Source organism: Brevundimonas sp. Br13 (assembly GCF_055391505.1).
The window spans coordinates 276,669-300,287 of sequence record NZ_AP044008.1; the positions used below are offsets into that span (position 1 = coordinate 276,669).

The 23,619-nt window shown below is 69.2% G+C and carries 26 protein-coding genes; 12 read left to right on the forward strand and 14 right to left on the reverse strand.

The window, feature by feature from the left end; all coding sequences use genetic code 11:
- Window positions 1-190 precede the first annotated feature (190 nt).
- Both ACZ5M6_RS01370 and ACZ5M6_RS01375 read right to left on the reverse strand, forming a co-directional pair.
- On the reverse strand, window positions 191-706 hold the full coding sequence (locus tag ACZ5M6_RS01370) for an FKBP-type peptidyl-prolyl cis-trans isomerase (protein WP_054764150.1): 516 nt from the start codon (window positions 704-706) through the stop codon (window positions 191-193).
- Window positions 687-1,889 carry a threonine ammonia-lyase gene (locus ACZ5M6_RS01375; protein ID WP_464160089.1) on the reverse strand — a complete coding sequence of 401 codons (1,203 nt, stop codon included), beginning with the start codon at window positions 1,887-1,889 and terminating at the stop codon, window positions 687-689. Before ACZ5M6_RS01375 ends, ACZ5M6_RS01370 begins: the two co-directional genes overlap by 20 nt.
- A 188-nt stretch (window positions 1,890-2,077) precedes the next feature.
- Between ACZ5M6_RS01375 and ACZ5M6_RS01380 the strand changes: the two genes are divergently transcribed.
- The 3 genes from ACZ5M6_RS01380 to ACZ5M6_RS01390 all read left to right on the forward strand — a co-directional run bounded on the left by ACZ5M6_RS01380 (window position 2,078) and on the right by ACZ5M6_RS01390 (window position 3,521).
- Window positions 2,078-2,587: a hypothetical protein gene (locus ACZ5M6_RS01380; protein WP_201463296.1), complete on the forward strand. Its 510-nt coding sequence runs from the start codon at window positions 2,078-2,080 to the stop codon at window positions 2,585-2,587.
- A gap of 67 nt (window positions 2,588-2,654) precedes the next feature.
- Window positions 2,655-3,197, forward strand: a complete 543-nt coding sequence (locus ACZ5M6_RS01385; protein ID WP_464159378.1) for a BA14K family protein — start codon at window positions 2,655-2,657, stop codon at window positions 3,195-3,197.
- 129 nt (window positions 3,198-3,326) lie between these two features.
- Window positions 3,327-3,521, forward strand: a complete 195-nt coding sequence (locus ACZ5M6_RS01390) for a hypothetical protein (RefSeq protein ID WP_182714603.1) — start codon at window positions 3,327-3,329, stop codon at window positions 3,519-3,521.
- Window positions 3,522-3,535: 14 nt separating this feature from the next.
- Here the strand turns inward: ACZ5M6_RS01390 and ACZ5M6_RS01395 are convergent, their stop codons facing one another.
- From ACZ5M6_RS01395 to ACZ5M6_RS01415, 5 genes are all read right to left on the reverse strand, one after another.
- A complete protein-coding gene (locus ACZ5M6_RS01395) occupies window positions 3,536-4,069 on the reverse strand; it encodes a GNAT family N-acetyltransferase (RefSeq protein WP_054764154.1) in 534 nt (177 codons plus the stop codon).
- 164 nt (window positions 4,070-4,233) lie between these two features.
- Entirely contained in the window at window positions 4,234-4,521 is a 288-nt protein-coding gene (gene rpmA, locus ACZ5M6_RS01400) for a 50S ribosomal protein L27 (RefSeq protein ID WP_054764155.1), read from the reverse strand.
- Window positions 4,522-4,618: 97 nt separating this feature from the next.
- A complete protein-coding gene (gene rplU / locus ACZ5M6_RS01405) occupies window positions 4,619-5,173 on the reverse strand; it encodes a 50S ribosomal protein L21 (RefSeq protein WP_152949121.1) in 555 nt (184 codons plus the stop codon).
- 122 nt (window positions 5,174-5,295) lie between these two features.
- On the reverse strand, window positions 5,296-5,829 hold the full coding sequence (locus ACZ5M6_RS01410) for a phosphoribosyltransferase (RefSeq protein ID WP_152949122.1): 534 nt from the start codon (window positions 5,827-5,829) through the stop codon (window positions 5,296-5,298).
- Window positions 5,822-6,871 (reverse strand): MJ0042-type zinc finger domain-containing protein, encoded by a 1,050-nt coding sequence (locus tag ACZ5M6_RS01415; RefSeq protein ID WP_464159382.1) that lies wholly within the window; start codon window positions 6,869-6,871, stop codon window positions 5,822-5,824. Before ACZ5M6_RS01415 ends, ACZ5M6_RS01410 begins: the two co-directional genes overlap by 8 nt.
- 71 nt (window positions 6,872-6,942) lie before the next feature.
- Here ACZ5M6_RS01415 and ACZ5M6_RS01420 point away from each other — a divergent pair, with 71 nt between their 5' ends.
- Genes ACZ5M6_RS01420 through ACZ5M6_RS01440 form a run of 5 tightly spaced genes read left to right on the forward strand, consistent with a single transcriptional unit; the run spans window position 6,943 to window position 10,770 of the window.
- Window positions 6,943-7,662 (forward strand): cell division ATP-binding protein FtsE, encoded by a 720-nt coding sequence (locus tag ACZ5M6_RS01420; RefSeq protein ID WP_464159384.1) that lies wholly within the window; start codon window positions 6,943-6,945, stop codon window positions 7,660-7,662.
- Entirely contained in the window at window positions 7,659-8,564 is a 906-nt protein-coding gene (locus ACZ5M6_RS01425) for a cell division protein FtsX (RefSeq protein ID WP_182714607.1), read from the forward strand. The genes ACZ5M6_RS01420 and ACZ5M6_RS01425 overlap by 4 nt, the downstream gene beginning before the upstream one ends.
- A complete protein-coding gene (locus ACZ5M6_RS01430) occupies window positions 8,561-9,217 on the forward strand; it encodes a YdcF family protein (protein ID WP_464159387.1) in 657 nt (218 codons plus the stop codon). Before ACZ5M6_RS01425 ends, ACZ5M6_RS01430 begins: the two co-directional genes overlap by 4 nt.
- Window positions 9,218-9,949 carry a lysophospholipid acyltransferase family protein gene (locus ACZ5M6_RS01435; protein WP_054764162.1) on the forward strand — a complete coding sequence of 244 codons (732 nt, stop codon included), beginning with the start codon at window positions 9,218-9,220 and terminating at the stop codon, window positions 9,947-9,949. It begins immediately after the preceding gene.
- Between the two features lie 26 nt (window positions 9,950-9,975).
- A complete protein-coding gene (locus tag ACZ5M6_RS01440) occupies window positions 9,976-10,770 on the forward strand; it encodes a MipA/OmpV family protein (protein WP_348685233.1) in 795 nt (264 codons plus the stop codon).
- Window positions 10,771-10,789: 19 nt separating this feature from the next.
- Here the strand turns inward: ACZ5M6_RS01440 and hisC are convergent, their stop codons facing one another.
- The 5 genes from hisC to ACZ5M6_RS01465 are packed head-to-tail and all read right to left on the reverse strand — an operon-like array spanning window position 10,790 to window position 17,049.
- Window positions 10,790-11,887, reverse strand: a complete 1,098-nt coding sequence (gene hisC, locus ACZ5M6_RS01445) for a histidinol-phosphate transaminase (RefSeq protein WP_287397503.1) — start codon at window positions 11,885-11,887, stop codon at window positions 10,790-10,792.
- A gap of 14 nt (window positions 11,888-11,901) precedes the next feature.
- A complete protein-coding gene (locus tag ACZ5M6_RS01450) occupies window positions 11,902-12,588 on the reverse strand; it encodes a hypothetical protein (protein ID WP_464159391.1) in 687 nt (228 codons plus the stop codon).
- Window positions 12,588-13,640 (reverse strand): DUF2125 domain-containing protein, encoded by a 1,053-nt coding sequence (locus ACZ5M6_RS01455; RefSeq protein ID WP_464159393.1) that lies wholly within the window; start codon window positions 13,638-13,640, stop codon window positions 12,588-12,590. Before ACZ5M6_RS01455 ends, ACZ5M6_RS01450 begins: the two co-directional genes overlap by 1 nt.
- 54 nt (window positions 13,641-13,694) lie before the next feature.
- Window positions 13,695-14,168, reverse strand: a complete 474-nt coding sequence (gene ybaK, locus ACZ5M6_RS01460) for a Cys-tRNA(Pro) deacylase (RefSeq protein ID WP_464159395.1) — start codon at window positions 14,166-14,168, stop codon at window positions 13,695-13,697.
- A 1-nt stretch (window position 14,169) separates the two neighbouring features.
- Entirely contained in the window at window positions 14,170-17,049 is a 2,880-nt protein-coding gene (locus ACZ5M6_RS01465; RefSeq protein WP_464159397.1) for an ATP-dependent DNA helicase, read from the reverse strand.
- 96 nt (window positions 17,050-17,145) lie between these two features.
- Between ACZ5M6_RS01465 and ACZ5M6_RS01470 the strand changes: the two genes are divergently transcribed.
- From ACZ5M6_RS01470 to pdeM, 4 genes are read left to right on the forward strand one after another with little or no spacing between them, the layout of a single operon-like run.
- Entirely contained in the window at window positions 17,146-17,382 is a 237-nt protein-coding gene (locus ACZ5M6_RS01470; protein WP_054764169.1) for a hypothetical protein, read from the forward strand.
- A complete protein-coding gene (locus tag ACZ5M6_RS01475; protein ID WP_201463305.1) occupies window positions 17,379-17,813 on the forward strand; it encodes a type II toxin-antitoxin system VapC family toxin in 435 nt (144 codons plus the stop codon). Before ACZ5M6_RS01470 ends, ACZ5M6_RS01475 begins: the two co-directional genes overlap by 4 nt.
- Window positions 17,810-20,401 (forward strand): ligase-associated DNA damage response DEXH box helicase, encoded by a 2,592-nt coding sequence (locus tag ACZ5M6_RS01480; RefSeq protein WP_464159400.1) that lies wholly within the window; start codon window positions 17,810-17,812, stop codon window positions 20,399-20,401. Before ACZ5M6_RS01475 ends, ACZ5M6_RS01480 begins: the two co-directional genes overlap by 4 nt.
- Window positions 20,398-21,183 (forward strand): ligase-associated DNA damage response endonuclease PdeM, encoded by a 786-nt coding sequence (gene pdeM / locus ACZ5M6_RS01485; protein ID WP_183217849.1) that lies wholly within the window; start codon window positions 20,398-20,400, stop codon window positions 21,181-21,183. Before ACZ5M6_RS01480 ends, pdeM begins: the two co-directional genes overlap by 4 nt.
- 421 nt (window positions 21,184-21,604) lie before the next feature.
- Here the strand turns inward: pdeM and ACZ5M6_RS01490 are convergent, their stop codons facing one another.
- Both ACZ5M6_RS01490 and ACZ5M6_RS01495 read right to left on the reverse strand, forming a co-directional pair.
- A complete protein-coding gene (locus tag ACZ5M6_RS01490) occupies window positions 21,605-22,936 on the reverse strand; it encodes an ATP-binding protein (protein WP_035308677.1) in 1,332 nt (443 codons plus the stop codon).
- Window positions 22,933-23,586, reverse strand: coding sequence for a response regulator (locus ACZ5M6_RS01495; RefSeq protein ID WP_035308676.1), 654 nt, complete (start codon window positions 23,584-23,586; stop codon window positions 22,933-22,935). The genes ACZ5M6_RS01490 and ACZ5M6_RS01495 overlap by 4 nt, the downstream gene beginning before the upstream one ends.
- Window positions 23,587-23,619 lie beyond the last annotated feature (33 nt).

A 23,619-nucleotide genomic window follows, 5' to 3' on the forward strand; every position in this document is an offset into this window, starting at 1 on the left:
CTTGCTCGAAATCAGCGCTCTTCAACCCACCGCGCGCGCCGAGACGGTTATACTGCCGTCCTGATCTTTGACATTCACCGCAACGCTGCGAGCCGATCGCAAAAATCTGCACGAAAGTGCACTCAAAAAATTCGCGGTGCACTTTTCGTCTCCTCCCCACGACGTGGGGAGAAGACGGATCGTGCGGGCCTCACCCCATCGCGGTCCCGACGCCCGATCCGCCGCCCGGCGCCTTGGCCACGTCCAGCAGCTTCAGCCGGAAGATCAGGACCGAATTGGCCGGAATCTTGGGGCTGGCGCGTTCGCCATAGCCCAGCTCGGGCGGCACATAGAGGATCCATTCGTCGCCGACATGCATCTTCTGCAAGGCTTCGGTCCAGCCCTTGACCACCTCCTCGGGGGTGAAGATGGCCGGCGCGCCGCGCGCGAAGGAGCTGTCGAAGACGGTGTCGTCGATCAGCTTGCCCTCGTAATCGACCTTGACCAGGTCGTTGCGGTCCGGACTGACGCCGCCGGCCGGGCCCGACTGGACGACCTTGTACTGAAGCCCGCTGGGCAGGGTGACGACGCCCTCTTCCTTGGCGTTCTTCTCCAGAAAGGCGACGGCCTCGGCCTTGCCCGCGTTCGGATCGACCGGCTCGGATCGGCCGCAGCCCGCCAGCAACACGGCCGCCAGCAGCGCCGCCCTACCCCATCCGAAGTTCATAGCCGCGTTCCTTCAAGGCCTCGCCGATCTCGTCGGCGTGGGTGCTATCGCGCGTTTCGACCATGATGTCGAACTCGGCGCCCTTGGCCGGCACGTCCAGGGCCAGGCGGTTGTGGACCACGTCGATGATGTTTCCGCCCAGGCCGCCGATCACCGCCGCCATGGCCGACAACATGCCCGGCCGGTCGTCGCCCAGGATGCGATAGACGATCAACCTCCGTTCACGGACCATCTCGCGGTTCAGCACCACCGCCAGCATCCGCGGATCGATATTGCCGCCGCACAGCTCCAGCCCGACCTTCATCCCCTTGAACCGATCAGGATAGGCCAGAAGCGCCGCCAGACCGCCGGCGCCCGCCCCCTCCGACACCGTCTTCTCATAGGTGACGTAATAGGAGACGGCCCGTTCGAAGTCCGCCTCCTCGCAGACGAAGACCTCGTCGATCAGCGGATTGGCCAGGGCGAAGGGGATGTCGCCCACCGCCTTGATGGCGATCCCCTCGGCTATGGTCTGACCGGTGCAGACCGGCGGCTGGCCCGCCCGTTTGGCGGTGAAGGAGGGATAGCGCGCCGCCTCGACCCCGAAGACCTTGATGTCCGGCTTCATCGCCTTGGCCGCAATGGCGCAGCCGGCGATCAGCCCGCCCCCGCCGATCGGAATGACCAGGGCCTCCAGATCCGGCGCATCCTCCAGGAACTCGATGGCGCAGACCCCCTGGCCCGCCACTATGCCTTCGTCGTCGAAGGCCGAGACGAAGACGTAGCCCTTCTCCGCCTCCAGCCGCTTGGCCGCCTCGGTCGAGCCGGTGAAGTCCAGCCCCTCGATCACCACGGTCGCCCCGTGCGACCGGGTGCCGTTGATCTTGGCGAAGGGCGTGCCCTCCGGCATCACAATGGTGACCGGCACCCCCAGCCGTCCGCCGTGATAGGCCAGGGCCTGGGCGTGGTTGCCGGCGCTGGCCGCGACCACGCCGCGCTTGCGCTCCTCGGGGGTCAGCATCAGCAGCCGGTTCAGCGCGCCGCGCTCCTTGAAGCTGCCGGTGAAGTGCAGATTGTCGAACTTGACCCAGACCTCGGCCCCCGTCAGCTGCGACAGCTTGCGGGAATAGCGGGCGGGGGTGCGGTCCACCTGACCGGCGATCCGGCCCTGGGCCGCCTCGATATCGGCGAAGGTGACGGTCATATAGGCGGGCTCCAGTACTGCCTGCCGGGCGCTGCGCCCGAGCATTTCCGCCGCCTCTTTCGCGCTTTGTCGGTTCCGGGTCCAGAGGGTGCAACCTTGACCGTGGCGAGGGCGTTGTGGGTCGTGCGATAATGGACCGTCGCATCCCGGCCCTTCCCCTGGGGCCGGATTCTCGGAAGGAAGCCCCCATGTCGATCCGCCCCCTCGCCCTGGCCGCCGTCGCGGCCGCCGCCCTTTCGGCCTGCGCCCCCACGACCTTCCCCGCCGGCGCCCCGACCGGCGGCCCCGCCGCCTTCAACGCGGCCGACTTCGCCTGGTCCCAGCGCACCGGCCAGGCCGCCATAGAGGGCCGCGTCGCCTACACCCAGGACGGAAAGTCCTACGCCTGCGTCGCCTCGGCCGGCCTGACGCCCGAGACCCCCTATACCCGCGCCCGTTTCCGCACCCTCTACGGCTCCACCGACCGGGCCGCCGTCCCCGCCGCCGTGGTCCGGGCCCGCACCGTGCCCGACGCCAGCGCCGACTACACCGGCTTTGTCCGATCCGAGCCCTGCCGCGACGGCCGGTTCCGTTTCAGCGACCTGCCCGACGGCGGCTGGTTCCTGATCGTGCCGGTGCGGACGGGCGACGAGCCGCCCCTGGTCCTGATGCGGCGCGTTGACACGCGCGGCGGCCGCGTCGTCAACGTCACCCTGTAAGCTGATCCGTAGCGTCCCCACGATCCTCCGCCCGGCGAACCGCCGGGCCCCGTTCAGGGAGACTGACATGAGACCCGCCCCGATCCTCGCCGTCCTCCTCCTGTCGTCGGCCGGCCTTTCGGTCGCCGCCCCGACCCAGGCCCAGGCTCAGACCTATTCCAGCTACGGCTCCTACCGGACCTATGAGTACGGCTATGGTCATGATGACCGGGCTTGGCGCCGCGACGCCCACCGCCGCTACGACTTCAACGGCCAGGCGGATCGGCCGGGCGACTATCGCTGCGACCGCTATTGGGACGCCGGCCGCAGCGACTGCGGCGCCGCCTGGCGCGACCAGCGGCCGGTCCGCGATCGGGCCTGGAGCGATCGCCGCTGGGCGCCGGATTACGGCCATGGCCGCCCCGGCGTCTATCCCGGCGCCTACGGTCGCCCTGACCTGATCTATCCCGGCGGCGGCGTCGGCTACGGCCAGGACTATGGACGGGGTTACGGCTACGGCGCGGCGCGCGATCCCTATCGCGTCGCCTGGTGCCGAGCCTCCTATCGCTCCTATGACCCGGTCGGCGGCTACTACCGCATCTACGACGGGCGACTGGTCTTCTGCGGCTGAGCCGCAGAACCGTCTTCGTACGGATGAAGCTCACGAAGTTGCGATTCCGGTAACGGGGATCGCCATCTTCTGGCCGCGACCGGCCCCGACTTATCCCCGCCTGTCGCCGAAGATCAGGGGAGGGTCTTGATGTCCCAGCATAATATCATCGGGTCCGAAGCCTTCACCCGGGGTCCGATGATCCTGGTTCGCCAGTATCGGGCGGGCGGCGCGCGCCGTCGCCGCGCCCGAACGGCGGCCGCCTTCATCGCCGGGGCGACCGCCATGCTGCTGGCCGGCCTGGTCGGAGCGGCCGTGGTCTACGGCCCCGGCCTGGCAGGCTGATCGAGAGGCGCGGCTCAGGCCAGCCAGACCATCATCCGCGTGTCCGCCTCGGCGCCCCGCGCGCGGCTCCAGGCGCGGCGGGTCTCTCCGGTGTAGAGAAAGCCCGCCTTCTCCAGCACCCGGCCCGACGCCGGATTGTCGGCGAAATGGCCGGCAACCAGGGCGCGCCGCTTCCACCGCCGTCCGGCCCAGACAAGGGCGCCGTCCAGCGCCTCGGTCGCAAACCCGCGCCCCCAATAGTCTCTGCCGATCCAATAGCCGGTCTCAGGCACCCGGTCCTCGCCTTCGAACAGGCCGATCACCCCGATCGGCCCTTCCGCCTCATGCTCGATGACGAAGGTGTTGGCCCGCGCCGGGTCCTGGGACGCGACCTGAATGACGAAGTCTTCCGCATCCTCGATGCGGAACGGGTGCGGCATGCGCTTGGTCATGCGCGCAATGTCCAGATCATTGGCCAAGGCCGCGATGCGCGGCGCGTCCTGCGGCGCAGGGGCGCGCAGGATCAGGCGCCGGGTCTCCACGACGGGAGAGGTTTCGATGACGCACATGGCGTTCGCCTCCGTTCGGACCGCCTCCTTGGAGGGCTCGGGCGGTCTTCGAGGCGGGGAAACGCAAACGGGGAGCCTGGTGATCCAGACTCCCCGCGGAATAGTTCCCTGGTCCGGATCGGCTGCTTCGGTGAGCAACGCGATCCGGTATGTTCCAGACTGCGTTACTCGGCGGCGAGCGCCTGGGCGGCGTCGTCATTCGCCGCAAGGATCGACACGTAACAACGGCCGCCGCGTTTGGTGGTGAACTTCACCGCACCGTTTGTCAGGGCGAACAGGGTATGGTCGCGGCCCATGCCGATGTTCTCACCCGGGTGGAAGGTGGTGCCGCGCTGACGCACGATGATGTTGCCGGCCAGCACGCGCTCGCCGCCGAACTTCTTCACGCCGAGGCGCTTCGACTCAGAGTCGCGACCGTTGCGCGACGAACCGCCGGATTTCTTGTGAGCCATCTTGCCGCTCCGTCTTTCCTGAGCGTCCTACCGGCCTGTCGGCCTACTTGAGGACGTCTCTCTTAACTGGTCTGGCGCCAGGGCGCCGGTGAATGTCTTAGGCTTCGTCGCCGGCGGCTTCAGCCTTGGGCGCGGCCTTCTTCTTGGCCGGGGCCTTCTTGGCGGGAGCCGAGCTCTCGACCACGGCGGCCTTGACGTCGGCGCCGTCGGCTTCGGTCACGACCGTCTCGGTCGAACCCAGCGACGAGGTCGCGCCGCGGGTCGCGAGACCGCGGGCCCGCAGATTGATCTCGGCCTTGGTGATCAGCTCGACCTTGCCGTCCCACTTGGCGGACTGGCCGGCGCCTTCGATGCCGGTGATGCGCAGGACCGATTCCATCTGGCGATGGCCGTTGGTGCGGCGATAGCCCTGGCGACGGATTTTCTTGAAGATCTTGATCTTCTCACCCTTGCGGGTCTCGATCAGGGTTGCGCCGACGAAGGCGCCGTCGACCAGGGGCGCGCCCACGGTCACGCCGTTGTCGCCGCCCAGCATCAGGACGCTGTCGAACTTCAGCTCAGCGCCGGCGTCGCCGTCGAGCTTTTCGACGACGATGGTGTCGCCCGGTTGAACCCGGTACTGCTTGCCGCCGGTCTTGATCACCGCGTACATGTTGAAGCCTCAGCGCAAACGCAAAAAAGAATACGCCCTCCGGGAGGACCCCCGGGGGCGAAGAGCGGCGACATATACGGAAGGGCGTCTCAGAGTCAACGCCGAACCGGCCGCTTTTATCGTCAGTCCAGCGCGCAGATGTCCGGCAGGCCGCGCAGGCCGCCGGCGTTGTCCAGGCCGTAGCCGACCAGAAACCGGTTCGGCGCCTCCCAGCCGACGAAGTCCGGCTCGGGCGCGCGGGGGGCGGGCCAGGGCTTGCGGGCGAAGACGCAGGTCAGGACTTCGGACGCCCCGCCCTCGCGCGCGATCCGCGCCGCCTCGGCCAAGGACAGGCCGGTGTCGAAGACGTCGTCCAGGATCAGCACCTTGCGCCCAGCGATCGGCCGCTGGAACGGCGCATAGACGTCGATCGCGCCCCGGCTGGTCTTCTCGTCCCCATAGGAGGCGAGCCAAAGCGCGTCGAAACGAACGTTGCGGCCGATGCGGGACAGGGCGCGGGTCAGGTCGGCGGCGAACCACAGCCCCCCGGTCAGAAGGACGGCCGCCACCGTCTCGTCGTCGGTGACGGGGGCGATGCGGGCGGCGAGGTCCGCCACGATGCGGGCGATGTCGGCCTCGGCCAGGAGAACGGTCGGCGTGGGGGAAGGATCAGCCATGAGAGGCGGATACCGCCTCCCCATGAGCCCTGTCCACCGTCGCGAGGGGTCGGGCCTCGACCGGAGCGCCCTGACGGCCGCCCATCCCCGGCGCCACCGCCGAACGCAGGCCGTTGGAGGCCGGCGCCAGTTCCGCATGGGCGTTGGCGGGCGCGTGGCCTTCGGAAGCGGCGGCCGGCGCATGATCGGCCGGAGCGTGGGCGGCGGCGGGCGGCGCATGGGCCTCGCCGTGGGCCTCGGCCCCATGGCCTTCGTCTCCATGGCTTTCGGGCGATCCATGGGAAGCCGCTGCGTGGCCGTTCAGCGCTCCGTGCGCCTTGGCCGGCGGGGCGTGCGGCGTCTCGGCGGTGACGAAGTTGACGCCGATGTCGGCGGCGTGTCCGCCGGGGTCGGGGATCAGGACGGCGAAGCCCTGCACCTTGCCGGGCAGGACCGGAGCGGCGTCGATGGTCACCAGCTTGAAGCCGATCTCAGCGCCGTGTTCGTCCAGCAGGGCCACCCGCACCGGCGGGGCCACGATCTCGGTGTCACGGACGTTGCGCAGGGCCCCGGAGACCAGGACCATGCCGGGCCGCGAAGGAACCTCCTTGGCGCTCATGGCCTCGAAGTCGAGGCCGACGGGGTTCACCGGGGCGCCGACCGCGGCATAGGCGGCCGCAGCGCGGGGAAAGGCGTCGACCACCTCGATCCGGAACAGGAAGGCTGAAACGATCAGGCCCACGAAGACGCTGGCCAGACCGGCCCAGACCACGCCGTGGGTTGCGGCCCGACGCAGGCGTCGCTGCTGTTCGGCGCGGGCGCGGAAGGCCTTGGGCAGTTCCGGCGCCGGGGTTTCGGCCAGGCTGGCGGGCTCAGAGACGGCTTCCGGCTCGGGCGTAGAGATGACGCGCGGTTCGGGCGCGACGCTCAGCTCCAGCGGTTCATCGGGGCTCGCCCGCCACACCTCGCCGCAGGATTTGCAGCGGACCTTGCGGCCGTTCGCCCCCAAGGCGTCGTCGGGAATGAAATAGCTGGTGGCGCAGGCGGGGCAGGTCAGTATCATGTGGCTGACTGCGAGGCTGTCGCCCCCTCCCGTAAGGCGCGGTCCACGCCCTGTCCCTGAAAACAAACCCTATGCCGTCCCCGCCCCCCAGCGCCGCCGATTCCGCCCCCGTCGCCGAGACCGCCCGCCTGTCGGGCGTGGGTTTCGGCTATGCGGACGCGCCCGACGTGCTGCGAGACGTTAACCTCATTCTGACGCGAGGCTCTTTCCACTTCCTTACCGGACCGTCCGGCGCCGGAAAGTCGTCGCTGCTGCGGCTTCTGACCCTGGCCGACCGGCCGACCAAGGGAAGCCTCCGCCTGTTCGGGACCGACGTTTCACACATCGACCGGCGCGACATCCCCGCTTTTCGGCGCCGCATGGGGGTGGTGTTTCAGGATTTCCGCCTGCTGGACCATCTGTCCGCCTTCGACAATGCGGCCCTGCCGCTGCGGCTGGCGGGCGGGCGCGAGGCCGACTACGCCGCCGATGTCGAAGAGATGCTGAAATGGGTCGGGCTGGGCCGCCGGATGGACGCCCGTCCGCCCGCCCTGTCCGGCGGCGAGAAGCAGAGGCTGGCCATCGCCCGCGCCGTCATCACCCGTCCCGGCCTGATCGTCGCGGACGAACCGACCGGCAGCGTGGACGCCGTCATGGCCGACAAGCTGCTGCGCCTGTTTCAGTCGCTGAACCGCCTGGGGGCCACCGTCCTGATCGCCAGCCACGATCAGGCCCTGGCCGAACGGTCGGGAGCCAAGGTTTTGAAGCTGGACCAGGGCCGGTTGAGCGAAGCCGGCAGGATGGCGGCATGACGCCGTCGATCCTGGCCCGGAGCCTTCCCCGACGTCGACCCGGCCTGCTGCCCCCCGCCGCTGCGGGCGAGCCCTGGCTGATGACGGTCATCGCCGTCCTGTGTTTTCTGGCCTGTCTGGCCGCCGTCGCCGCCTCGGCCGCCGATCGGGCCGCCCACGGCTGGGCGCGTCAGCTGGGGGCCGAGGCGACCGTCCAGGTGCGGCCCCGTGTCGGCGAAAGCGGCGACACCGCCGCCGCCCGCGCCGCCGAAACCCTGGCGGGCGTGCCCGGGGTCGAAGAGGCCGCCGCCCTTGACCGCAAGGCGGCCGAGGATCTGCTGCGGCCCTGGCTGGGCGACGCCGTCCTGCCGGACCTGCCCCTGCCGCATCTGGTGACGGTCCGGCTGGACCCCGACGCCCCGGCCAGCGCCGTGACCCTGAGCCGCGCCCTGGCCGAGGCCGGTCTGGACGCCACGGTGGACGACCACAGTCTGTGGCGAGGCGAGGTCGAACGGTCGGCCGCCCTGATCACGGTCCTGGCGGGCGCGGCCTTCCTGGCGATCGCCTTCGCCGCCGCCGCCGCCATCGCCTACGCCACCCGCGCCGGCCTGGCCGCCGGCCGAGGCGTGATCGAGACCCTGAGCCTGAACGGGGCGACCGACGGGCGCATCGCCTGGCTGTTCCAGCGGCGGTTCGCCCTGATCGCGGCCGGCGCCGGCGCCGTCGGCGCCGTGCTGGCGGCCCTGCTTCTGGCCTTTGTGCGGTTCCTGGGCGGATCGGGCGGCCTGACCCAGGCCCTGCCCGTGACCTGGGGGGATCTGCTGTTGCTCTCGCCATGTCCGCTGCTGGCGGCTACGGTGGCGCTTGTCGCGGCCAGATTCGCCGCCATGCAGGTGCTGGGCTCAGGCAGGGGGAAGGCATGAGACTGCTCGTCGTCATCGGCATCGTCGCCCTGATCTGGCTGGTCGGCCTGTTCGCCTTCGCCCATCGGGTGCGCGAACTGACCCCGGCGGAAGAGCCCGCCCCCGCCGACGCCATCGTGGCCCTGACCGGCCCCTCGTCCGAACGGGTCAACGCCGCCATCCGCCTGCTGGAGCAGGGAAAGGGCGAACGGGTGCTGATCTCGGGCGTGAACCGCGAGGTCCGCCGTCGCGAACTGCGCGAACTGACGCCCGGCTCCAGCCGCCTGTTCAACTGCTGCGTCGATCTGGGCTTCGAGGCCGAGGATACGGTGGGCAACGCCCAGGAGATCGCCGCCTGGGCGAGGTCCAAGGGCTATGATCATCTGATCGTCGTCACCTCCGACTATCACATGCCCCGCTCCCTGGTGGAGATCCGCGGCCAGGCGCCGGGCGTGGAACTGACCCCCTACGCCGTCTCCACGCCGTCGCTGGACAATCGGCACTGGTGGCGGGCCACGGTCACGGCCCGACGGATGACCCTGGAATATATGAAATACCTCGCCGCCCTGGGGCGCGAGGCCGTGCGACGGCTCAGCCGAGACGCCCCCGCCCCAGCCCCAGCCTCAGCCTCAGAGCCCGAGGCTTCCGCCCCGACCGAAAAGGCCCCCGCCTAAGTGAACACCCTGCGTTCCCTGCTCTTCACCGCCTGGCTCTATCTGTCGATGCCGATCATCGCCATCGGCCTGTCGCCCATCCTCCTGGCGCCGCACCGCTACGTCCAGGGCGTCTGCAAGCTGTGGGCGCGGATCGCCCTGTTCGGGCTGCGCTGGATCGCCGGCGTCAAGGTGGAGGTGCGCGGGCTGGAGAACGCCCCCTCCGGCGCCGCCCTGATCGCCTCCAAACACCAGGGGATGCTGGACATCGTCGCCCTGCTGGCGGTCCTGCCCGACGCCTGTTTCGTCATGAAGAAGGAGCTGATGCCCCTGCCCTTCTTCGGCTGGTTCGCCTGGCGCGCCAAGATGATCGCCGTGGATCGCGCCGGTCACGCCAAGGCGCTCAAGGACATGACCCGTCAGGCCAAAGACCGCCTGGCCGAAGGCCGTCAGATCGTCATCTTCCCCGAAGGCACGCGCAACGCACCCGGCGTCCCTGGCGATTACAAGCCCGGCGTCGCGGCCATCTATCGCGATCTGGAGGGACCCTGCTGGCCCGTGGCCACCAACTCGGGCGTCCACTGGCCCGCCCACGGCTTCCGCCGCTATCCGGGGACGGTGGTGTTCGAGTTCCTGGAGCCGATTCCCGCCGGACTGAAACGCGGTCAGATGATGGCGTTGCTGGAAAGTCGCATCGAGACGGCTTCCGCCGCCCTGTTGGAGCCAAAGGCCGCGCTCGAACGTATGGGGTGACCGATCCCGTATGAGGAAGCTCCCCCATGTCCCTGCGCCGCCTGGCCCTGACCGCCGCCGCCTTCACCGCCGCCGCCCTGACCGCGGGCGCCGCCCTGGCCCAGTCCCAGCCCTATGAGCAGATCCGCCCCGCGGCCGACGGCTGGACCGTCGATCTGGGCGTCGGCGCCCTCTACAGCAAGGACAGCGGCGGCGACACGGGCTCTGAGACGCGGGTCGTGCCCTGGGTCTCAGCCAACTATCGCGACGTCGTCTATCTAAACGCCATCGACGGCCTGGGCTGGAATGCGATCAAGACCGACAGCTTCCGCGCCGGGCTGCAATTGCGCCCTCGCTTTTCGCCGGAAGACATCGAGGGCCTGGACCTGGATCGGCCGGACTTCGGCGCCGACGTCGCCGCCTACGCCTTTCAGCGCCTGCCGGGCAACATCGTGGTCGGCGGCCGGGTCAGCCGCGACGTGTCGGACGTCAGCGAGGGTACGGAATACTACGCCTCGGTCGGCCACCAGCGCGTGACGCCGATCGGCCTGATGAATGTCTCGGTCTATGCGCGCGGCGGCGACGCCAAACTGGCCGACGCCTATTACGGCGTCAGCCCCGAAGAGGCCGCCCGGAACGGCATCGCCCCCTATTCGCCGGGCAGCGGCCTGCAAGGCGCCGGCGCCAGCCTTTTCCTGCTGGTCCCGCTGAACGACAAATGGGGCGCCGGCGCCCTGATCAACTATGAGCGCCGGCTGGGCGACGTGGCCGACAGCCCCCTGTCTGAGGAAGACGACACGATCCGCACGGGCGTCTTCTTCGCCCGTCGCTTCGGCGGCTGAAGCGGAATGCGGCGACCGATCAGGTCGCCGCGAACTCGCTGAGCGCGTCGATGACGGCGCGGTTCTGGTCTTCGGTGCCGATGGTGATCCGCAGGCCCTGCGGCAGACCGTAGCCGCCGACCGGCCGCACGATGATCCCCTTGCCGTTCAGATAATCGCTGGCCGCCGCCGCCCGTTCGGCCGTCTCGAACAGCACCAGCACGAAGTTGCCCGCGCTGGGCAGGACCTCCAGGCCGAAGCCGCGCAGGGCCTGGGTCAGGCGCGGCTTCCACGTGGCGATCAGCTCGCGCGACGCCTGCTGGTGCGCCTCGTCGCCCAGGGCCGCCGTCGCAGCCTCAAGCCCCGGAACCGAGACGTTGAACGGCAGCCGGATGCGGTCGATCGCCTCGGCCACCTTCAGCGGCGCATAGCCGAAGCCGATCCGCAAACCGCCCAGGCCGTGGATCTTGGAGAAGGTGCGGGTGACGACGATGTTCTCGGCGTCCTTCGCCAGGGGGAAGGCCGTCTCCCAGTCCGGCTCGGTCACATATTCGGCATAGGCCTCGTCGATCACCAGGATGACGTGGGCCGGAAGAGCCGCGTGCAGGCGGCGGACTTCTTCGCCTGAGTTGTAGCTGCCGGTCGGGTTCGACGGATTGGAGACATAGACGATCTTGGTCCGCTCATCGACCTGGGCCAGAAGCGCGTCCACCTCGGCCTTGTAGTTGGGCTCGGGCGCCAGCTTGACCTCGGCCTCGCAGGCCTTGGCGCTGATGCGATAGGCCAGGAAGCCGTACTGGCCGCAGACGATGTTGTCGCCCGCGGTCAGATAGGTCTGGTTCAGCAGGGCGAAGACCTCGTCCGAGCCGTTGCCGAAGATCAGCCGCTCGGGCTCCAGCCCGTGGGTCTGGGCCACGGCGGTGCGCAGTTTGGTCGCCCGCCCGTCCGGATAGACGTGGATGTTGCGAACCGCCGCCTCATAGGCCGCACGGGCCTTTTCCCCGGCGCCCAGCATGTTCTCGTTGGAGGACAGCTTCATCGGTTCGGCGACGCCGACGATGGACGACTTGCCGCCGACATAGGGGGCGATGTCGAGGATGCCGGGCTTGGGCTGGGGGCCCTGGGGCGCGTCGGTCATGGAAAACCTTGATCTCAGAAGATGGGGGCGGCGCCGATGACGCCGGTCAGGCGGCCGGGGGCGTTCGTCAGCCGCCCGTCCTCGGCCTGCACATAGCCTGCCAGGGCGAACAGCTTCAAGCCGCCTGCCGCAGCCAAAGGATCGGCGATCAACCCGGCCTCGCCCATGGCTTCCACGATCTTAGTGTCGGACCAGCCGCTGTCGGTGACCCAGAAGGTCCGATCCTCGCCGGTCGGCCCGGACCCCTCGCGCGTCACCAGAAAGGCTTGGGGACGGGCGCGGGCGTCGTCCGGCAGGGCCGCAGCGATCTTCAGCTCCGGCCGGGCCAGGAGCCGACCCCACCAGGGACGATCGGACGACAGGTCGATCAGAGCCCGCGCCCCCTCCTCGGCGGCCTTCAGCGCCTCTTCGGCCGGCAGGGGCCGCCCGCCCAGGCCGTACCGGTCAGCCGCCAGCGCCTGGGCCAGGCCGCCGCTGGTGATCAGGGCCGGCCCGACGGCGGCCTCGATCCGCCCCCATAGGGCCTTCAGCACCTTCGCATCGACAGGCTGCGCCCCGGCCAGAAGCGCGCGCAAAGTCAAGGCCGAGGCGTCCAGGCGCGTCCTGGGGCCGGCGGCCAGGCGCGCCCGCACCGCCTCGACCACCGCGCGGTCCAGGGCGTCCAGGGCCGCATCGGCCGGGGGCTCGTTCAGGAACGCCATCAAAACAGCTTGGGCGCAGGGGCCAGGGCGAAGGGCCCCAGCCAGGTCCGGCCGTCGCGGAAGACCAGGGTCAGCGGAACCTCTTCGCCCCCGGCCGCCTGGGCGGCGCCCGCCGCTGCGGCGGCCCCGGCCTCGCCCAGACGTTCGCCGGGCCGGCTGCGGCTTTCCAGCAGGCCCGAAAGCGCCGGCAGCGGCTTTTGGGACTGGACCGTCACCTGGCCGGTCAGCCGCCCGTCGGCGTCGGCCCTCAGAACGTCGCTGCTCAGGGTGGCGCGGCTTTCGCCGGCCTGAAGATCGCCGCGCAGATTGCGGAAGGTCCCGCCGCCCTTGGTCCAGGCGGAAAAGACCCCGGCGGCGTCCGCCCCCTTCAACAGACTGGCCTGACCGATCGTGGCCTCCAGCTGGGTCGTCAGCTGTCCGTCCTGAGCGAAGCCCTCGACCGGCCCATCGCGTCGCCCCTGGCCGTCGACCAGTCGGAACATGACGTCGATGTCGTCGGTCGCAACGGTCGAGCCTTCCAGATGCGGCCGCGTGTAGAATTCGATCCGCGCCGCCCGGGCGATGGGGAAGGGCTCGCCCTGGGGCAGGGCCGTGAAGATCGGATTGACCAGCTCCAGCGCCAGATTGGGCCAGCGCTGATCAATGCCGCTGGCGCTCATGCGGATCGCATCGCCGTGGACCGCCACCTTGCCCTTGCCGGCGCGGGTCAGGACCAGCCCCTCCGGCGCCGCGACCACCCATTTGGTCGGCTGATAGGCGTTGGCCTCGGCCTCCAGCTCCGGCGCCGCCAGGGCCAGGCCCGAAGGCGCGGCCACGGTGACGTGGGTCAGGCGCAAATGGGCGCGGAACGGCCAGCCGACGATCCGCTTGTCGGCGTAGCGGACCTCCCACCCCTGCTGGCGCAGCTTCGCCGCCTGGGCCTCCAGCCCCGCGTCGATCCGGCGGGTCAGATAGAACCACCAGCCCGTCCAGGCGGCCAGGGCGATCAGCACCAGGATGAAGGGGCCGTAAAGGCCGGCGCGGCTGTGTCGCGGGGTCGAAGGCTGGGTCATGCAAACTCCGGTTTAAGGCCGCTATAGCCCAACCGACCCCGGCCGCATAAGGCGTCAGGCCGTCAGATCGACCAGCCGCGCGGCCGCCGCCCGCACCGCCTCGTCCGGCGCCAGGCCCAGCAGCAGCCCCCTTTGGCCGCCGTTGATCAGGATCTGGTCGAACAGCGCCGCCGTCTCGTCGAACAGGGTCGGCACGGCCTTGCGCTGACCGAAGGGACTGACCCCGCCGACCTTGTAGCCCGTCAGCCGCTCGGCGTCGGCGGGTTTCATCATCTGGGCCGATTTGGCGCAGAGGGCGGCGGCCAGCTTCTTCATGCTGACCTCGGCGTCGGAGGGAATGACGACGCAGGCGGGCGCCCCGTCCGCCAGGGTCATCAGGGTCTTGAACACTTCTTCCGGCGGCCGCCCCAGGGCTTCAGCCGCCTGAAGCCCCGTGCGCGGCGCATCGGGATCATAGGAATAGGGAAACAGTTCGAACGCGACGCCCGCCTTGGCGAGGGCGACGGTGGCGGGCGTGGTCTTCGACATCTCAATCGGTCTCGGTCTGCGGCGTCGTCTGAAGAAAGTCACGGGTCAAGGCGACGGCGTCGGCCAGACCCATGCGCTGCACCTCTATCCCAGGCGGCAGGCTGGCGAACAGCCGCGTCGGGGTGGCGGCGTCCAGCATCAGGAAGACCCCCTTGTCGTCCGCACGGCGGATCAGCCGGCCGAAGGCCTGGGCGATGCGGGCGCGGGCCAGGGCGTCGTCATAGCCCCTGCCCTGCCCGAACTGGCCGCCCAGCCTTTCGCGTCGCGCCTTGTGCAGCAGGTCCGGGCGCGGCCAGGGCGCGCGATCGAAGGCGAGGACTCGCAGCGACCGGCCCGGCACGTCCACCCCGTCGCGCACCGCGTCCGTGCCCAGCAGGCAGGCGTTCTCCTCGACCCGGAACATGTCGACCAGGGCGCCCACCTCCAGCGGATCGACATGCTGGGCGTACAGCGGCACTCCGGCTTTCGCGAGGTCCGGCCCCAGCCGCTCATAGACCGCCTTCAGCCGACGGATGGCGGTGAACAGGCCCAGGCCCCCGCCCCCGGCCGCCAGGAACAGCTCACGCATTGCCGCCGCCGTCTGGCGCGGATCGTCCTTGACCAGGTCGTTGACGACGATGACCCGGCTGTTGGCCGTATAGTCGAACGGGCTCTCGACCTTCAGGGTGCGCGGCGGCTCGATCAGCCGGGCCGAACCGGTCCTGAGCCGCGCCAGATCGAACGGATCGTCCTGCAAGGGGTCCGACAGGGTCGCCGAGGTCACCAGCACCCCGTGCGAGGGCGCGATCACCGCCGCCTCGAGCGGGACGGTGGGATCAATCCAGTGGCGGCGCAGGGCCACGTCGTGGATGCGGCCGAAGGCGGTCTCGGCCGACAGCCAGTCGACGAAGTCGGGATCCGGTTCGCTCCCGCCGTCCTCCAGCGCCGCCAGCATCGACCGCCAGCCGGGCAGGGTCATGCGGGCGCGCCGGTCCAGGCCCCGCAAGGCCCCCTCGATCCGCGACCGCTGCGAGCCGTCCAGCTCGGCCGCTTCGTCGTCGAGGACGTCCTCCAGATGCCGGGCCAGGGCCAGAAGCGGGGCCTCGACCGCCGCCAGGGCCTGGGCCGCCGCCCGCGCCGTTTCCGCCACGGGATCGGTCACGGGCTTGAGCGCGCACTCCATGCCGAACTCGGCCCCGCCATAAGGGGTTTCGGCCGTGCGGGCGCGCAGCTGATCCAGGGCGGCGGCTAAAAAGGCCTCGATCGGCCCGATCGGATTGACCTCGCCCGAGGCCGGGGCCACCCGGCCGGACACCCCCTCGCCGGGCAGGGCGGCGGCCGCGCGGATCGCGTCCTGAAGCGCCTTCAGCGCCGCCTCATTGTCCCCGACCAGATCGCCCAGCCTCTGTTCCAGACCGCGTCCGCGCCGCCCCCGCCCCTCGGGTCCGCGAATCCAGCGGCGCAGCTCGGCGGCCTCCTGGCCCGACAGACAGGCGGAAAAGGCGCTGTCGGCGGCGTCGAACAGATGGTGGCCCTCGTCGAAGACGATCCGCTTCAGCGCCGCCGTCTCTCCGTCCTGCTGCTGCCCCCGAGCCGAGCGCGCCCCGTCGAAGGCCGCCTGGATCAGGACCAGGGCGTGGTTGGCGATGACCAGGTCGGCGCGACGGCTGGCGCGTATGGTCTTTTCGACGAAACAGGTGCGGTAGTGGGGGCAGGCGGCGTGGACGCACTCGCCCCGCCGGTCGACCAGATTGGCCGCGCCGGCCGCATGGGCGGGCGGGACGGCGAACAGGCCCGACAGCCAGCCGGGGAAGTCGCCGCCGGTCATGTCCCCGTCGCGCGTGTGCAGGGCCCAGCGTCCGGCCAGGCCCAGGCCGATCAGGTCGCCGCTCCCCAACTGGGCCGCCTGGACCATGTCCTGAAGATTGAGGACGCACAGATAGTTCTCGCGCCCCTTGCGGATCACCGTCTTTCGGCGGCGCTCCTCCGGATCGGGCCACAGAGCATGGCTTTCCCGGTCGATCTGGCGTTGCAGGGCCCGCGTATAGGTCGAGATCCAGGCCGCCCCCTGGTTCCGCTCGGCCCAGAGTGAGGCCGGCGCCAGATAGCCCAGGGTCTTGCCTGTCCCCGTCCCCGCCTCGGCCAGCAGCACCCGCGGCCGCCCCTCTTCATTACGCGGCGAAAAGGCGAAGGCGGCCTCGGCGGCGTAGTCGGACTGGGTCGGGCGCGTCTCGTCCAGACCCGAGGCCTGAAGCAGCTTCTCCAGCCGGATGCGGGCGCTCTCGCTGTCGACCGGCGCCGACCCCGCCTCGCCGCGCGGCGCCTCGTCCTCCCATTCCGTCAGCCGGCTCCAGACGTCCAGGCCCGAGCCGCGATGCTGGCGCGCCCGCACCCCGCCCGCCTCCAGGGCCTCAACCACCCGCTCGCCCCAGGCCCAGCCCGCCCGTTGCAGGGTCAGGGCCAGCACATAGGCGGCTTCACGTTGGGGATAGGCGGGCGCCGCCAGCTCACGCAGCAACACGGCCGCCGCTTCACGCAACACCGCCGCCTGCGCCTCGGGCGACTTCGGCTCCGCCAGCTCCAGGACAAGAGCCAGCCCCGTGGGCGACGGGGCGCAGAACCGCGCCGGCCGCACGAAGGCGTACAGCTCCAGCACATCCATCAGGTCGCCGGACCGAGGCGGCGGCGTCAGCCCCAGCCGCCGCGCGGTCAGCGACGCATGGGCCACCAGCACCGGCCCGCCGGTGAAGAAACCCTCGGCCGCCCCCCGCCCGATCTTCCTGGCCCCCGCCTCATCGCACACCGCCCCCGCGCCGGGCGGGGTGGCGAGCGCCGGCGGCAGATCGAGCCAGGGCTCGGCGCCGGTCAGGCGGGATTCGGCGGTGACGGATTCGTCGGACACGGCCGCAGCATAGCGAGCTGACCAGCGAAACGGAACGGGAACATCTGGTTTCGCCGGCCTTCTGGCTCTATATGTCGTCCAAACGAGGAGATCGCCGTGAACAAGCCGATTGATCCCGATGCGTGGCTGGAAGCGCTCGCCGCTCGCGTCGAGGCTGACGGCCCTCAAAAGCTGGAGGTCGAAGGCCACGATCCTTTGGTCGTGATCCCCCTGAATCGGTTCCAGGAAATGCAGAAGCGCAAACCGACCATGCTGGAGATTCTCCGCGGCATGGACTGGTCCGACGTCGATCTTACCCGCGACCCCCGGCCGGCGCGCGAGGCTGATTTTTGAGGTTTCTGCTCGACACCAACGCCATCAGCGAACTGGGCAAGCCTCGCCCCGACCCCGGCTTCATGGCGTGGCACGACCAGCAGGCCGAAACTGCGGACCGGCAAGAGGGAATTTTCCTAAGCGTTCTTCTACTGGGCGAGATGGATCGCGGCATTCTGAACCTGCCTGAAAGTCCCAAGCGGGCCGAGCTTTCGAAGCGGCGGGATTTGATCCTGTCGGTTTATCGAAAGCGGATCCTGCCCGTCGATGTCGACGTCGCGCGGCGATGGGGCGCCGTCAGCGACGCACATCGGAGGCAGGGTCTGACGCCCGGCGTGATCGACGAACTGATCGCGGCGACCGCCCTAGTCCATGATCTGACCCTCGTCACCCGAAATGTCCGCCATTTCGAACACAGCGGCTGCCGTCTGCTGTCGCCGTGGAGCGGATGACGACGCTTCCGCCCCTGTTCACCGACTGGTTCGCCGGGCGCGGCTGGTCGCCCCGCCGTCATCAGTTGGAAATGGTCGCGGCGGGCCAGGCGGGGGCGCACGCCCTGCTGGTCGCCCCCACCGGCGGCGGCAAGACCTTGGCGGGGTTTCTGCCCAGTCTGATCGACCTGGCGGAACGCGGCCCCAAGCCGCAGACGGGGCCGGGTTCGGGCGTCCACACCCTTTATCTGTCGCCGTTGAAGGCCCTGACCACCGACGTCGAACGCAATCTGATGACGCCGATCCGCGAGATCGGGCTGAACATCCATGTCGAGACGCGGACGGGCGACACCAAACAGTCGAAACGCCAGCGCCAGCGCGACTTCCCGCCCGACATCCTGCTGACCACGCCGGAACAGTTGGCCCTGTTCTGCGCCTGGGAAGGCGCGCGGTCCTATTTCGCCGATCTGAGATGCGTGGTGCTGGACGAGGTCCACGCCATTTGGAGCGGCAAGCGGGGGGACCTGCTGTCGCTGGGCCTGGGGCGGTTGCAGAGCTTCGCCCCCGGGATGCGACGGGTGGGTCTGAGCGCAACGATCGAAGACCCGGACCTGATCCGGGGATGGCTGGCGCCGCGCTTCAATCCTCCCCCATTGGGGGAGGGGGACCGCGAAGCGGTGGAGGGGGCCGACTTAGACGCCGAGTTCGAAGCAAGCCCCCCTCACCAGGCTTCGCCTGGTCCCCTCCCCCCATCGGGGGGAGATTTGGTGCGCCTGGTCAAGGGCGATCCCGGCGCTCCCGCCGTCATCGACGTGCTCATTTCCGAGGGCCATGTGCCCTGGGCGGGCCATACCGGCCGCCACGCCATCCCCGAGGTCTACGCCGCCATTGAGCGCGCCAACCTGGCCCTGATCTTCGTCAACACCCGCTGGCAGTCGGAGTTCGTCTTTCAGCAGCTGTGGGAAATCAATGATGCAAGCCTGCCCATCGGCCTGCACCACGGCTCCCTGGCCGCCGAACAAAGACGCAAGGTCGAGGCGGCCATGGCGCGAGGCGACCTGCGGGCCGTGGTCTGCACCTCGACCCTGGACCTCGGCATCGACTGGGGCGACGTCGATCTGGTCATCCAGATGGCGGCGCCCAAGGGCTCCAGCCGTCTGGTCCAACGGATCGGCCGCGCCAACCACCGGCTGGACGAACCGTCGCGCGCCCTCTTGGTGCCCGCCAGTCGGTTCGAAATGCTGGAATGCCAGGCGGCGCGCGAGGCGGTCGCCGACAACGCCTTCGACTGGGAGCCGATCCATATCGGCACGTTGGATACGCTGGCCCAGCATGTGATGGGCGTGGCCTGCTCCGAGGCCTTCGACATGCAGGCCCTGTACGACGAGATCACCGGCTGCGACCCCTATCGCGGCCTGAGCTGGGAGCAGTTCGAGGAGGTGGTCGATTTCGTCGCCACCGGCGGCTATGCGCTGCGCACCTACGACCGGTTCGCCCGCATCGTCAGGACGCCGGACGGCCGCTGGAAGGTGCGCAACCAACATATCGCCCAGCGCCACCGGATGAATGTCGGCGCCATCGTCTCGGCCGGAACCTTGAACGTGCGGGTGGCGGGCCGTCGCGGCGGGGCCTCGCGTCAGCTGGTCCCCGGCCGCAAGGTGGGCGAGGCCGAGGAATGGTATTTCGAACAGCTGACGCCCGGCGACACCTTCCTGTTCGCAGGCCAAGTCTGGGCCTTTCAGGGCATCGTCGGAACCGACGCCCTGGTCACCCACGCCAATGACAAGGAGCCCAAGATCCCGTCCTGGGGCGGGTCCAAGTTTCCCCTGTCCACCTCCCTGGCCGACCGGGTGCGGACCATGGTCCAGGATCCGGACCACTGGCGCGTCCTGCCGCCGGACGTGCAGGAATGGCTGGAACTTCAGGCCGAGCGCTCCACCATCCCCGACGCCGAATCCATGCTGGTGGAGACCTTTCCGCGCGGCAGTCGGCACTTCCTGGTCGCCTATCCGTTCGAAGGCAATCTGGCCCACACCACCCTGTGCATGCTGCTTACCCGGCGGCTGGACCGGCTGGGCGTCGGACCGCTGGGCTTCGTGGTGACCGACTATTCCCTGGCCGTCTGGTCCATCAAGCCGATGGACCAGATCGATCTGGACGCCCTGTTCCAGCCGGACATGCTGGGCGACGACCTCGAGGCCTGGCTGGAGGAGAGCTTCATGATGAAGCGGTCCTTCCGCAATTGCGCCCTGATCTCGGGCTTGATCGAGCGCCGCCAGCCGGGCGCCGAAAAGACCGGCCGGCAGGTGACCTTCTCCACCGACCTGATCTACGACGTGCTCCGCCGCCACCAGCCCGACCATCTGCTGCTGAAGACCGCCCGCGCCGACGCCGCCTCGGGCCTGTTGGACGTGGCGCGCCTGGGCCAGATGCTGACGCGGATCGAAGGTCGGATTCGACATCAGCCCCTGACCCGCCCCTCGCCCTTCTGCGTGCCGGTTCTGGTCCAGATCGGGCGCGAGCGGGTGGGCGGCGACGCGGCCGAAATGATCCTGGACGAAAGCGCCGAACAGTTGATCGCCGAGGTCATGGACGAGGGCCCCGTATGAACGCCGCCCTGCGCCAGACCCTGTCCCCCACGCGCAAGCCCTGCGGGTCCTTGCGGGTCCAGATCGCGGGCGAGACCTGCGTGCTGCGCTGTTCCGGGGCTTTGTGGCTTCCCGCCCATCGCACCCTGATCGCGGCAGACCTGCACCTGGAAAAGGGCTCGGCCTTCGCCGCGCGCGGCCAGATGCTGCCGCCCTACGACAGCCGCGCCACCCTGGACCGGCTGGAAGCCGAGATCGCCGAACTGGACCCGGTCCGGGTCATCCTGCTGGGCGACAGCTTCCATGACCGAAAAGCCGTGCCACGCATGGCGGTGGAAGACCGCCTCCGCCTGGACCGGCTGGCGGCCGGGCGCGACTGGACCTGGCTGGAGGGCAATCACGACCGTGAAGCCCTGACCGCCTCCACGCTCGGTTTGCCCGGCGTGGTCCTGGCGGAGATGCGGCTGGGCGGGCTTCGCCTGACCCACGAGCCCGAGCCCCGCACCGGGACGGACGACCGCCAGGGCGAGGTCGCCGGCCACCTGCATCCCGCCGCCCGCGTGGTCGCCTATGGCCGCGGCGTTCGCCGCCCCTGTTTCATCACCGACGGATCGCGCCTGATCCTGCCGGCCTTCGGCGCCTTCACCGGCGGACTGGACGTCTGCGATCCGGCCATAGCCGACCTGTTCGGCTCAGAACCGATGGCCGCCGTCCTGGGGCGCGACAAGGTTCATGCCGTGTCTTGGAAGACCTGCGCCGAGCCCGCCGGCCTGGACCGCCGGCGTTCCGGCCGGTTCGCCTGACGCCGTGATCCGACGAAATTCAGGGCTCCAGCTCGATGTCCCAGTACAGGATATTCGATGCCGCGAACTCTCGTTCTATCCTATTGATAAAGCTGATTTTTCTAAGAACTTAGGAAATCTCAGCGACGATTGGTCACCATATGGTCACCAGAAGAGGGGAAGAGCCAGCAATCTGGATCAATACCCACTTCCTGAAATCCCATAGCAGAAACCCGGTCGGAAATCTCCCGACCAGCGGCCGCTGAGCCGCCGAAAGCCCTAGCCCAACTTAGTGAGCCAGCAGTGGGGTGCGTGCGGGCTATCCTCGCTGTGCGACCAGCAGCCGTTTGCATCAGCAGACGCTGGAGGTGAGAACATCTAATGTCCGCCTCCGATCCGCGATCGGCCCCGAGCTCACCCTTTCGGCGTGCCGAGATCGTTGTTAGTCGGTCAGCGTGCTAGGCTTATGCATCGACCCCGAAGCCTCAATAGCAACTATCACCTCGACACGGAGACCGCCTCCTGGTGAGCGCAAGAACTGCACCTGTCCCCCATGGGCCTTCACTGTGGCGAGGACGATAGAGAGGCCCAGACCGCTCCCTCCGGAAGGTGCATTGGCCGCACGGAAGAAGCGCCTACCCAGCCGATGCAGATCCGAGAAGGCCACGCCCGGGCCGTCGTCCTCGACGATTAAACGCCCGGAAGTCGGGTCGTAACTGATCACGACTGAGGATGCCGCATGCGCCTGCGCGTTGGCGAGGAGATTGGCAGCCGCTGCCTCGAAGCGATCTGGATCCACGTTAAGCAGCGCGTCACCTTCAACGATCGACACCCGATCATCGCCTTCCGCTCCTGCAAACAGCGACCGAAGCGTCACCCAGCGGCGATCTTCGTCGCTAACCGGCATCTCGTCCTCGCGCGCCAAGACGAGAAGACCTGTGACGAGGCGGGCAGTGCGATCGACAGAGGTCTGGATCTGCTCCAGCGCGCGTCTTCGAACGGCCGTATCCGAAGACGACGCCGCAATCTGCGCCTGGACGCGCAGGCCTGCCAGAGGCGTACGCAATTCGTGCGCGGCAGCGGCCGTGAACTCGGCCTCGCGACGTCGCGCTGCGCCAAGGCGTGACATCAAGTCGTTCAGCGCCAGGGCGAAGGGACGGAGTTCGCGGGCGTCCGGCGATACGTCCAACGCCGTCAGATCTTCCGCATCCCGTACCGCAAGGCTGCGGGTCATTTGTCGAATAGGGGTCAGCCCCCGCCCTACCGACCACCAGATCAATACGCCAAGCACCAGCAGACCAAGGACCGCCGGACCGATCAAAGCGGTGACGACATTGCCGACCAGGTGCTCGCGAACGGCCAGATTGTCCCCGACCATGACCCTGAAACCGGCATCACGATCATGCACCGTGTAGACGCGCCAGCGCTCGCCCCGGATCGTGCGTTCTGAAAAACCGTCGCCCCCTTCCGACAACCGCTCCGCAGGCGCGCTTTGGGACCGACCAATCAGATCGCCTTCCAGCGACCAGATCTGGCAGGAGAGCTGACGGTCGTAGACATCGGCGGCCCCGCTTTCCGGAGCCTGCATCGCCGGGCGCACGCTGCCGGCCTGCATCAGGGACGAGACCATGCGGGCCGACTCCATCAGGCGCCGGTCCAGCACCCGTTGCACCTCGGCCCGGGTCTGGATCTCGACCCAGACGACCGCGCCGCCCCAGACGAGGGCGGTCACGAGCGCGAGGGTGGCGAACAGACGCAGGCGGATCGAGCTCATTGCAGGGTGTATCCTACGCCGCGGACGGTGCGGATGAAGCCGGCTCCCAACTTGGCCCGGAGATAGTGGATGTGCACTTCCACCGCGTTAGAGCCGATCTCCTCCTGCCAACCGTACAGGCGTTCTTCTAGCTGACTGCGCGAGAGGACCTGTGCAGGCCGTTCCATCAGGGCCTCCAGGATGGCGAACTCACGTCTCGAAAGGGGCAGGTCCCCCTCTTCACGCCAAGCCAGACGCGACTGGGGATCAAGGGTCACCCCGCCGTGGCGCAAGGCGGGCGCCGAGCGCCCAAGCAGGCGACGCCGCACCGCGCGCAGTCGCGCCGCCAGTTCGTCGAGATCGAAAGGCTTGCCGACATAGTCGTCCGCGCCGGCGTCCAGACCCACAATGCGGTCCCGACTGTCATCGCGCGCCGACAAGACCACCACGCCGACATCCATGTCGCGCTCGCGAACGAAACGCAGCACCGAAAGGCCGTCGCCATCAGGAAGACCCAAATCCAGCACGACCGCATCGAACGCCGAGCTTTCCAGCGCCGCGAGGGCGTCCTCGACCCGCCCGACGACTTCGACCGTCCAGCCGCAGGCGCTGAGCCCGACCTGGAGGCCGTCGGCGAGAACGGGATCATCTTCTATGGCGAGCAGTCTCATGCGGCGTGAGGTGGAAGTTGCGGCTTAAGCCTG